The sequence below is a fragment of the Citrobacter sp. MGH106 genome (assembly GCF_001037495.1).
GTDB lineage: Bacteria > Pseudomonadota > Gammaproteobacteria > Enterobacterales > Enterobacteriaceae > Citrobacter > Citrobacter murliniae.
The window spans coordinates 755,920-768,366 of record NZ_KQ089822.1; the positions used below are offsets into that span (position 1 = coordinate 755,920).

Consider the following 12,447-nt stretch of genomic DNA (forward strand, 5'->3'; position numbering starts at 1 on the left):
TTTATCCCTTTCAAAATACGGCTGTGACGACTGTTATTGCCCCGGACGTCATGGCATCCGGGGCTGTAGTTATGGCGTTACGGTACTGATTTCAGGTCACAATGTGGTTTTGTTGGATCAGCTCGTCGAGCGTGGTGTGTACGTTCTCCAGAGTAATGAGATTAGTCGAGTGATACGTTGCGCCCGTACCGTCGCGGTCGATAGAAACCACCGTGTTGTTACCATTGGTGGAAACGGAGAGATAATTGCCGAGCGTGGCGTTTTGCCCGTTCCAGCCGACCAGCAGGTCGCCGATATCGATTTTGTCTCCCTGCGCCAGTGAGAAATTAGTCCATGTGTCCGTTGTTCCGTTGCCACCGGTCGCATCGTTGGCGCTGAGCAGGTGATAAATCAGCGTATCGCCATATGCGCTGCCGATAAGACGATCGGCATCGGCGGTGCTCACGACCTGCGGATTCATGTCGATGGTCAGCGTGGCAGTATCGGTATGGCCTTTCTGGTCGTTCAGGGTGTAGGTAAATGTCTCTTTGTTGGTGATCGTCGCAAGAGAGACATCATTGTTGAGGGTATAGGTGTAATGGCCGTCAATCCCGATGGTCAGTTTGCCGTACAATCCATTGATGGTAGCGCTGGCGGTACTGCTTCCCAGTGGATCCAGCGTAGCGGTGCTGCCGCCTGCGCCATTCACCGTCAGCAGGGTATGCACGCTGGCAATATGGTCCCCGTCATAGATATTGCCTGTGACGTTATTCACGCCGGAAGTTTCGAAGTTATCGAGGTCGACTACCGAGCCTTTGACACTCGGCGTGATGGTAATGGAACCCACACCCAGTGCACCGACGCTACCGGTATAGTCCAGACGATAGTTCCCTGCGTGCAGCACGAGCCCGTTCAGGGCGATATCAATGTTGCCGCCGAGCAACAACCCACCGTTGAATGAATCCCCGGCCACCTTAACGCCTTTGCTGTCGTACAACGCCCAGACGACATTCAGCCCGCCAAGCGTTAGCCCGGATGCCACGTTAAAGTGCAGCACGACGTTCTGCACCGCTGTACCCGCTGCCACCTCGATGGTGCCAGTGCCGCTTTTCGAGCTTGGCACCAGCAAAGTGTTCCAACTGGCATTCCCTACGCTGGTATCAGTAAACGGCTGAGAGGTGTCCTGCAGTGTGGTGACCGCCATCTGGCTGCTGATGTCATTTACTGCATCCAGCGCCTGTGGCGTCGCCTTGATGTTCAGCGACGCGCTGCCGGTATCGCCGTTTGGTGCTTTTACCGTATAGACAAAGCTGTCCGGCGTATTGATGCTGTCTGCGCCCAATCCACTTTTCAGCGTGTAGGTGTAATTGCCTTTCGCATCGATTATCAGCGTACCGTACTGCCCGTCAATGCGCGTGGTGCCCGTGGCATTGACCGTGACGCCGTTCACTTCAGTGATGACCGTATTGGCCGGAGCCGAGTCATTAGCCAGAATGTTGCCGTTGGTTGAGGCGCTCAGACTGTCTACTGCGTAGGTGTGATCCGCCTGAATATTCAGGGTATAGCTTGTCAGCAGGGTCAGGCCGCCTGAGGCGTTAAGCAGGAACAAATAGTCGCCACCAGGCAGCGTGATGGTATATGCCGTTGAGCTGCCGCCTAACAGCGCGGTGACCCAGTTTGGTTGTACCCGATATTGCTCATACTGCTGGATTGTCTCATTGAAACGGTAGACGTAGAGATCAAAACCGCCAAGCGTAACGCCGAGAACATCAGCCTGAATTGTCAGCGTGCGGGTGGCGCCGTCATCAACGTTGAATTTGATCGGGTTGGTCAGGCCGTTTACCAGACTGACGTCCAGAACATTACCCAGGCCGATATTCGCGAGTGTGAAGCCGGTTTGTTTTGACGGTCCATGGTCGACCGCGCTGACTTCCGTTCCGTAGGTCAGTGAGGCTACATCATCCGCAGCCGTTACGGTGCTGGTTGCAGGGTTTTGACCTAGTGTGACCACTAATTTTGCCGAAGAGTGATCATTACCGTGAGTCAGCGTATAGGTGAAGCTTTCGGAACGCCCATAGACCGATGCCGATGTGTTGGTGAGAGTGTAGGTATAGCTACCGTCCTGGTTAATATGCAGGATGCCGTATTTACCCTGAATATCGGCTCCACCCGCGGGGATGTTCACCAGATTCCCGTTGCCATCGGTAATCGAGGTCACCCGGGTGCCGGAAGGGGCGTTATCCTGTCCGTTGGTGGGGTCGGTATCTGTGATGATGTTGCCGGATTCCGTCAAGCCACCGGTGATGTTTCCGGCGCTGGTTTTCACCACCGCAACATCCAGACTGGTATAGGCACCGGTAGCCAGCAGGCTGGTGTTGTAGCTGACTACGCGGTAATCCCCGCCTGTCAATCCATCATAGTTGAGCGTTACTCCTGAAGCACCGAGCGTTAGCAGATCGGCAAACTGGGGTTTTGAGGTATCGACTACCGTAACCCAGGCGTTGAGCGCGGTGTCAAAACGCTGGATAACGATCTCCATGGTGCTCAGCAGTGACAGCACAATGCCGGTTGCGGCAGCGTTGATGGTGACGGAACCACTGCCACCAGGCTGGATGCTGAAGTTGACGGCGGCCGTGTTGTTCCCCAGCACGTTAGCCACTGTTCCCAGAGCATCCACCAACAGAAAACCATAATCGCTTTTGTGCTCATTGGTGATGGTGACATCGGTTTGTAATGCCAGCCGGGTGACGTTATCTTCGGCCAACAGCGGCAATACCGGGGCGATAACGCTTGTCGGTGATGAGGTGTTGCCAGCCGCATCGGTTGCGGTGGCGGACAACGACTGGCCCTCAATCTGGCGAACCGGCAGAGTTACGCTGTATACACCGCTGCTGTTGGCGATAGCCGTTACGCTGCCACCACCAGGCAGGGAGATGGTGACGGTGCTTCCCGCTTCGGCGATACCACTGATGGTTCCGCCATCGGCACTGATCAGGACCGTTGGTGCTGGCGGTGGCGTGGTATCCACGATGACGCTGAATGCGCCGGATAAACCGCCTGAACCGTTGGCATTTGCCGCACTGGCGGTAAATGCGTGGTTGCCTTCGCTGAGTGCACTGCCAGGGGTAAAGCTCCAGAGTCCGTTACCGTCAGCAGTCGTTGTGCCCATCAATACCCCATTATTGTAGAGGCTGACGACGGCGTTAGCCTGCGCCGTTCCGCTAAGCGTCGGGCGGGTATCATTGGTGGTTTTCCCGGCGGCGACTGCGCCAGTTATCGTACCTATATCATCAAATACGCTGGAAATAACAGGAGCAGGTGGCACGCCTGTAAACGGAGCCAGCGCGCTACCTGGCGAACCCATGTTGCCTGCCGCATCCTGTGCGCTAACCAGCAGCGTTTGCCCACTGATCTGCGGTGGGTTAAGGATGAAAGTAAAGTTGCCGGATGCATTGGCCGTTGCGGTGCCGAGTACGGTTCCGCTACTTGAGGTGATGATTACTGTACTGTTTGCTTCAGCAACACCTGTTAACGTGGTGCCGTTGGCGTTAATCACCAGTCCGGTAGGAATGCCCGGAGCGAGGGTATCGACCACTATCGCGGTGGCAGACGATGTCCCGCTGGTATTTCCTGCGGTATCCGTTGCCGTGATAGTAAAGGCATGCGCACCCTGAGTCAGCGCTGTGGGTGGGGTGTAACTCCAGTTGCCGTTTCCGTCTGCCGTCACGCTGATGACAAAGTTGCCGTTGTCATAAATATCGACCCGGGCATTGGCTTCCGTGGTGCCGTTTAATGTCGGGCGCGCGTCATTGGTGACCTGGTTGTTGCCAATTACCCCTGTGTTTGGTCCCACATCATCAATAATGCTGCTAATTGATGGTTGCGCCGGAGCAGTAATGTCCACGATAACGGTAAACCCGGCTGTCGCGCCGCTGGTATTTCCCGCGGCATCGGTGGCGGTCACAGTGAAGGTATGTGAACCGTTAGCAAGCGGTGTGCCTGGCGTAAACGACCAGCTGTTATTGCTTTGCACGAGCGCGGTGCCGAGCAGTGTACCACCGTCATAGATACTAACGGTGCTGCCCGCTTCGGCGGTGCCGTTTAGCGTTGGACGGGCATCATTAGTCAGTTGCCCGTTGCTCAGCGCCACATTAAACGCACCGCCTGCAACATCATCCACCACCGTGATTAGCTGTGGTATTGAAGGCGGGACCGTGTCGACATTGATAATAAACGCGGCGGAGGCAGAGCTGACGTTTCCGGCGGCGTCAGTGGCGATGGCGGTAAATACGTGCTGGCCATTACTCAGGGTGGTTGGCAGATATTCCCAGGTGCCATCTATTGCCGCTGTTACCGTAAACAGCAGTGTGCCATTGTCGTAAATGGCGACTCGCGCACTGGCCTCCGCTGAACCGCTCAGAACAGGACGGGTGTCATTGGTAAACGCACCGCTCGACAGCGTACCGGTTCCTGGCTGCACGTCATCGAAAGCTTCAATAATCGTGGGCGCAAGAGGGGGGACGGTATCAACGATGATACCAAACCCGGCCGACGAGGGACTGACGTTTCCGGCGGCATCCGTTGAAGTCACGGTCAGTGTGTGATTGCCGTTACCAAGTGCGGTCCCGGGGGTGAAATTCCAGGCTCCATTCCCGTCTGCTGAAACCGTACCGATAAGCGATCCGTTATCGTAAATTTTGACCGTTGAATTGGCCTCAGCGGTGCCGCTAAGTGTGGGGAGTGCATCGTTTGTGGCCTGGCCGTTGCTCAGAATACCGGTTATCGGGCCGACGTCATCGACGACCTGAGTGATGGCGGGCATGGTTGGCGATACGGTATCAACCGTGAGCGTAAAACTGTTAGATGCAGGGCTGGTGTTGCCTGCGCTGTCGGTGGCGGTTACGGTCAGCGTATGCGTACCATTGCCCAGCGCTGTTGTGGGGGTAAAACTCCAGGTCCCACCAGCGCCTACGGTGGTGGTGCCGATTGGCTGACCGTCACTCAGGACAGTAATAGTTGCGCCAATTTCGCCAGTACCGCTCAATGCCGGGCGGGTTTCGTTCGTTGTCTGACCATTATTAATCGGGCCTGTTGTGGGAGCCGTATTATCCTGCACTGTACTGATGACCGGTGCCTGCGGGGCAAGGGAATCCAGTTCGAGGGTGAAGGACGAGGAGGAACCGCCTGTATTACCCGCCTTGTCAGTAGCAACGGCGGTAAATACATGCTGCCCCTGACTCAGCGCGTTATCCGGTGTGAAGCTCCAGTTACCTGACTCATCGACCAGGGCCGTGCCGATATCAACGCCTTTATCGCGGATCGTGATGGTGGAGCCAACTTCCCCTGTACCGTTCAGCGTAGGTTGCGCGTCATTGGTCAGTTGCCCGTTTGTCAGCGATGTGCTGCCGGGTTGATCGTCAATTACTGAGGTAATAAGCGGCGCGGCGGGTGGTAGTGTGTCTACAATCAGGACGAACGGTGGCGTCGCCGGGCTGATATTACCAGCACCATCCGTGACGGTTGCGGTCAACGAATGACTGCCTTCGCTGAGTGAAGATGGCGGCGTAAAGTTCCAGTTGCCGTTTTCGTCGCTGGTGGCAGTGCCAATTACCGCGCCATTATCGCGAATAGTGACAATGGAATAAGGCTCGGTAACGCCGTTGAGCGTTGGCGTACTATCGTTGGTTGACTGTCCTGATGTAAGCGTCTGGGGAGTGCCAACATCGTCCGTTACCGTCACAATGGATGGGGCGTCCGGGATCAAAGTATCAACAATAATCCGGAAGTCCGTAGACTCATCTCCCTGATTGCCTGCTGCGTCAGTCGCGCGCACGGTAAAAATATGCTCGCCTTCTCCCAGCGAGTTTGTCGGGCTAAAGCTCCAGAATCCGCTGCTGTTTACCGTGGTTGTGGCAATCGCAACACCTTTATCATAGAGGGTGATAGTGGCGCCAGCTTCACCGGTTCCGTTTAAGGTTGGGCGCGAGTCGTTAGTCATTTGCCCCTTATCTAACGATCCTGCGCCCGGTGAGATGTCGTCTATGATGCTGGTGATGGTCGGCGCCAGCGGGGCGGTGCTGTCGATGGTGATGGCGTAGTTGGGTGACAGACCGCTGTCAGTACCGCCAACAGTTTGTGACACAGTAAAATTATAGGTTGTACCTTCCGCCAGGATTGTAGGCAGTTGATAACTCCATGAGCCAGAAATGGCATCGGCAGTCACTGTGGTCAGCAGGATCCCATTTTGAAATATATTGACCGTTGCGCCAGCAGTCGCGCTTCCTTGCAGTAGCGGTTGGGTATCGTTGGTGGTTTTACCGTTACCAATGACGCCAACGCCGGGAGTGAGATCATCCACGATTTCAAGAGTTGGCGGGTGCGGTACACTGGAAGTGGCGGCTGCAAAAGAGGTTGGACCGCTCTGATTACCCGCGGGATCCTGGGCGATGATGTTCAATGCCTGACCTGTTGTTTGCGCCGGTGACAGGGTGACGGAATAATTTCCGGAACCGTCTGCGATCCCCTGGCCGAGAACCGTAGTACCGCTGCGAATGATAACGGTACTGCCCGCTTCGGCTTTACCGATAACCAGCGTACCGTTTGGATCTACGCTGGTGACTGTAGGTGCGTCGGGTGCCAGAGTGTCGACAGTTAAGGTGACAGCGTTCCCTGCTGGTAGCACGTTACCTGCGGCATCCTTTGCGCCGAAAGTCAGTGTGTGAGAGGCGTTAGCGGAGAGAGTAACTTCAACACTCCAGTTCCCATTCGCGCCAACAGTTGCCGTAGCAATAGCGACAGGATTACTGCCATCATAAATTAATACGGTGCTGCCGGGAGTGCCGGTTCCGCTAATGGTGGGGGTCGTATCATCCGTGACGCTTCCGTTACCAAGCGAACCCGTAATAAAACCGGCGTTATCCTGAATATCTGTTACCAGTGGCGAGGTCAATGTTGTGTTGTTTACCGTAAACGAGATGCTGTTTGAGCTGCCGCTGGCGTTACCAGCCACATCGGTTGCGATGGCGTTCAGGGTATAGTTTCCGTTTGCCAGCGCCATTCCGGGAGTGATGTTCCATTCGCCGTTAACGACGGTAGTGGTGCCGATAACCGTGCTGCCGTTATACAGGGTGATGGTGTCTCCGGTAGTACCGGTTCCGCGAATGGTCGGTGTCGTGTCATCGGTCACGGCATTGGGACCGATATCGCCTTTGACGTTACCGACGTCATCACTGGCGGCGATAATCACCGGAGGTGCAGGCGGTGTTGTATCGATGTTCAGTGGGACAGGATCCGATGGTAAGCTGACATTTCCTGCCGGATCGGTTGCCGTGATAGTCACCTGGTAATTACCCTGAGCGACAGGGGGGGCTGGCGTATAACTCCAGCTGCCATCTGCACCGACCGTCGCTTCACCCAGCGGTGTAGTATTGCCATTAAGGAAAATGGAAATACGATCCCCGGCACTCCCCGTCCCGCTGAAGGTTGGCGTGGTATCGTTAGTGGTACCGTTGGTGATAATTCCGGTTATCGGGTTGGTATCATCAGTCATCGTCGGTGGAGCGGGCCTCACCGGCGGCTGATTATCCACCGTCAGAGTAAAGCCTGCTGACGGGATCCCCGTGTTGCCCGCAATGTCGGTAGCCGTTGCGGTGAATTTGTGTGGGCCATCCGACAGGGGAGTGGGAGGCGTAAATGTCCAGGTTCCATCGGGCTTCACGAGGGCGGTGCCAATGGGACCGCTATTATCAAAAATAGTAATTGTCGCACCAGCCTCACCGGTTCCAGACAGTTTTGGCTCGGTACTCTTCGTGCTGCCCCCGTTACTCAACGTTTTCGTATCACTGCCAATCAGGCCTTCCGCAGAAGTGATGACGGGTGTTGCGGGTGGTGTGGTATCAATAGTCAGCGTGAAATTTCCGGCGTTACTGGCATTGCCCGCTGTGTCTGTCGCGATAGCAGACAGATTGTGGGGGCCTTCACTGAGAGGCTGGCTAACCTGGAAACTCCAGCCCCCTCCCGTGATGACTGTCGCCGTTCCAATAGGGGTAGCACCATCGTAAATAGTGATGGTGGATCCAACTATTCCGGTGCCTTTCAGTAGCGGCAGGTTATCGTTTGAACGGCTACCGGAAGGCAGATCGACTGGCGCATTTCCGACGTCGTCTGTGGCGGTCGAAATAGTGGGGGCTCCAGGGGCCTGAGTATCAACGGTAACAGTGACGATGGTTTGTGAGGTGACGACGTTACCGGCTGCATCTGTGGCTGTCACCTTAAAATGGTGATCGCGGTCGCTGAGCGCTTTGTCCGCTGGTACGGTATAGCTCCAGGTACCTGATTTATCGATAAGTATCACTGTCATCAGCAGGCTGCCATCATACAGCGTCACCAGAGAACCAGGCTCACCGGTCCCAGAGATGGTGGGTGTACTGTCATTGGTCACCCAGCCGTTATTCGCGATGTTACCGGTGATAGTGCCGACATCGTCGCTTATGAGGGTAATGACCGGTACGGTTGGAGCAACACTATCAACAATAATTTTCCAGCTTGCGGCGCTGCTGGTATTGTTGGCGGCATCCGTCGCCGTCACTGTAAATACGTGCGCACCCTGACCCAGTGAGGTGGTTGGTGTGTAGTTCCAGTTACCGTTGATATCGGCGGTAACGGTCGTCAGCAGTACGCCATTATCATATATTTTGACCTGAGAACCGGCCTCGGCGGTGCCCTTGATTTCCGGTTTGTCGTCGTTAGTGAGCGTATTGTTATCGATGTTGCCGACGATCTCGGCAACATTGTCTATGACGGCAATGATAACGGGCTGGTCTGGCGCAGTGAGGTCCGGGGCAAGCGCAGTGGTCGGCTTGCTCTCGTTTCCTGTGTTGTCCGTTGCGGTGGCTTTTACCGTTTCACCGTTGATTTGTGACGGCGAGATCGGTACGGTGAAATTCCCCCCGCTGTCTGCCTGGCCAGTGCCAATAGCAATGCCATTGCTGTTTTTGATGGTGATGGTGCTACCCGCCTCAGCGTGACCACTCACCGAACCACCATCCCCGGCGACGGTTACACCTGTTGGTGCATCAGGCGCCGTGGTGTCCGGCGCGGTGACATTAACATTTTCACCTGTGTTGCCAGCCGCATCAGTGGCGTTAGCGGCAAGCTTCTCTCCGTTAATCTGCGGCGGAACCAGCGTTGCGGTAAACTCCCCGTTAACGCCGGCTGTTGCTGTACCAATGATGTCGCCGGCCGGATTCAGTATATGCACTGTACTGTTGGGCTCTGCCGTGCCGGAGACCTGGTCGCCAGTAGGAGTGATCAGCAAATTGCCAGGCGGCAGTGGGGCGGTAGTATCCGGTGCAAGCGCGGTTTCTGGCTGGCTCGGGTTTCCTGCCGGATCGGTTGCGATGGCCGTTAGCGTTTCGCCATTGGTCTGCGGCGGGGTAATCGTAATGGTAAAAGAACCATCCGGTCCGGCGACGCCACTACCTATCTGATTACTGTTGCCATCGGTAATAACCACAGTATTGCCTGGCTCGGCCGTTCCTGTGACGACGGATCCATCAGTTGATACGTTCAGATCATCCGGAGGTGATGGTGGCTGAGTGTCGATATTTATGTTGAATGCTGGCGACATTCCCCCTGTACCCGACTGGTTAGTCGCGGTGACAGTGAAAGCGTACGGACCATCTGGCAACTGCATGCCGGACGTCCAACTCCAGTTGCCGCTACCGTCTGCAAGCACACTGTCGATAAGCGTACCGTTGTTATAAATTTTAACTGTACTGTTGGCTTCTGCGGTTCCGGAAAGGGTAGGTGTAGCGTCGTTAGTAGCCTGATTGTTGCTCAAGGTTCCGGTAGACGGTGTGACATCATCCATCACGCTGACGATAACCGGTACACCCGGATAGCCAGAGTTCTGAGCGTTGAATTGCGTCTCCGGACCAACGTTGCCCGCTTCGTCCTGAATCCTGACCGTAAGTGATTCGCCATGTGTCTGCGATGGTGAAATATTAATAGAGAAATTGCCGCCTGGCTCGACGATGGCTGAGCCGAGCAACTGGTTATTGCTGCCAATAATCATGACTTTGCTACCGGCTTCCGCGTTGCCGGTTACCGTTGTACCTTCAGGATTAATACCGGAAATTGTTGCGGCTAACGGTGGGGTGATATCGACGGTAAATGTTGGTACGGAGGTTTCTGTACTCACGTTACCTGCAGCGTCGGTTTGCGTGACCGTCAGATTGTGGATGCCCTCGCTCAGCGGTATATCCGGCGTAAAAGTCCAGTTGCCATTCTCATCAACCTGGGTCATGCCAATCAGGATGCCATTATCAGAAATGCTGATGAAGTTGCCGGCTTCACCGGTACCGGAGAGGGTTGGCGTGTCGTCGTTAGTCACGGCGTTATTGTTGACAGGTCCGGTAATGGAATCTGCATCGTCGGTTACCTGGCTGACTACTGGCGCATCAGGGGAGACGGTGTCGATGATAATCTCCCAGACTTCAGACATTTCACTGCTGCCCGCATTGTTCGATGCGCTGACCGTGAACTCGTGAGTACCATCCGCGAGAGGAGATGAAGGCGTAAATGTCCAGTTACCATTGGCATCAATAGTGACCTGGCCAATTTCAGTGCCGTTGTCGAAAATATGCAAAGTAGTGTTCGCGGGGCCGGTTCCCTGAAGAGTAGGGGTACTATCGTTGGTGGATTCCTGCTGATTTACGATGCCAGTAATAAGCTCCTGATCATCTGTTACGCTGGTAATAACGGGCACATCTGGTGTTGCTGGCGTCGTTGTCGGCGGCGCACCGCCATCACCATCGCTGTCACCATTACCGTTATTACTGTTTCCGCTACCATTACCGCCGTTGCCATTTCCGTTGCCAGCGTTATTCCCGCTATCACCGCCACCACCACCTCCACCACCGCCTCCGCCTGCAGCGAGGGCGATGCCCCCCGCAACCGCGACGCCGCCGAGAACCCAGGGCCAGACAGCTCCGCCTTCATGACTGCCTTCCGCTGTCATCAGCGGTGTCAGGTCATCAATGTGCTGAAAGTGGAATGCGCCATCGGTATCCTGAACCCACCACAGTGCGCCGTTGTTATCTTCGAGAACGAGCTGGTTTTTGTCATTACCGTTTGCGACGTAAAAATTTTTAATCGTGATGGTTTCGCCTGAGCGGAGTGTGATAACCAGATCCTGATTAATACGAGTCAGTTGACTGATGTCCTCACGTTGAACGGACAGCTTCACGACAGACGGTGCACTGAGCGTAACTTCAGAGGCTTCAATATTTGTGGAGACACCAGTCAATTTTGATACAACGGCGAGTAGACGCATATGTTCACTCCTGATGGCTGGCCGGGAGTATTAATTCGCAACGGCGCGCTGGGAATAATGAGCAGACAGGTGCCCCGTTCATCATGAAGATGAATTTACACATGTAATTTCATTGGTTAGGTCGTAATGATGTCAGCTGCTTATATAAAATTAATCCTGGCCCTGTGGTCAGATAGTTCTTTCGTATTAGATGATATAGTCACAAAGAAAGTATTCTGCAACTTCTACATATTAAAAACATATGGTGATAATTCAGGTAGATACTAATTAAAGGTTGTTTGAGTATGGGTGTTTTCATATTGCATTGTATTTTAAGGTTTTTTGTTTTTATCTGCTGAGTCGGGAAGATATATAATAAACACCAGTAATAATAATGTTATTCACCGGTGGAAATAAGATGGTGGTGGCTTGATGTTTTATTTTATTAAGCTATGAGGGGCAATAAAAAGAGAACGGTGTATTTGGGATTTTAACGATTCAGCAAAAATAAACTATAAATACGGTGAATGTATTGGGGTGGTTTCAATAACTAAACAATAACGACCAGTCTCCGCGGGAGAGACTGATCACAAAGTATGGAGATTTATCGGCCTGCATTTTTCATAATACGAGCTTTATCCAACTGCCATTCACGCTCCTTCACATCGGAGCGTTTATCGTGTTGCTTCTTACCTTTGGCGACGCCAATTTTCACTTTGCACCAGGCATTCTTCCAGTACAGCGAAAGTGCAACCACGGTATAACCATCACGGTTCATTCGACCATAAAGAGAGTCAAGTTCACGCTGGTTTAACAGCAGTTTCCGGGTACGGGTGGGGTCGCACACAACGTGTGTTGAGGCAACCGCCATCGGGGTGAAGTTTGCGCCAAACAGGAAAGCTTCACTGTCTTTGAGAATGACATAGCTATCGCTGATATTGGCTTTGCCTGCGCGCAGGGATTTAACTTCCCAGCCTTGCAGGGCGAGTCCGGCTTCGAACTCTTCTTCGATAAAGTATTCGTGTCGTGCGCGTTTGTTAAGCGCGATTGTGGCTGAGCCAGGTTTGTGTGCTTTTTTCTTCGTCATAATGCCGCTCAGTATAGGTAATCTGGAATCGAAAAACACCCCATTTCATCCAGCGGGGCGTAAGGCG

Annotated in this window: 2 protein-coding genes; both read right to left on the reverse strand. The window is 54.1% G+C overall.

The annotated features are described in order from the left end of the window. Nucleotides 1-91: 91 nt before the first annotated feature. The gene (locus SK36_RS03530; RefSeq protein WP_048220775.1) at nt 92-11,314 is read right to left on the reverse strand and encodes a BapA/Bap/LapF family large adhesin; all 11,223 of its coding nucleotides are present in this window, start codon (nt 11,312-11,314) and stop codon (nt 92-94) included. 583 nt (nt 11,315-11,897) lie between these two features. Then, the gene (gene smpB, locus SK36_RS03535) at nt 11,898-12,380 is read right to left on the reverse strand and encodes an SsrA-binding protein SmpB (protein ID WP_048222548.1); all 483 of its coding nucleotides are present in this window, start codon (nt 12,378-12,380) and stop codon (nt 11,898-11,900) included. Between the last annotated feature and the right edge of the window lie 67 nt (nt 12,381-12,447).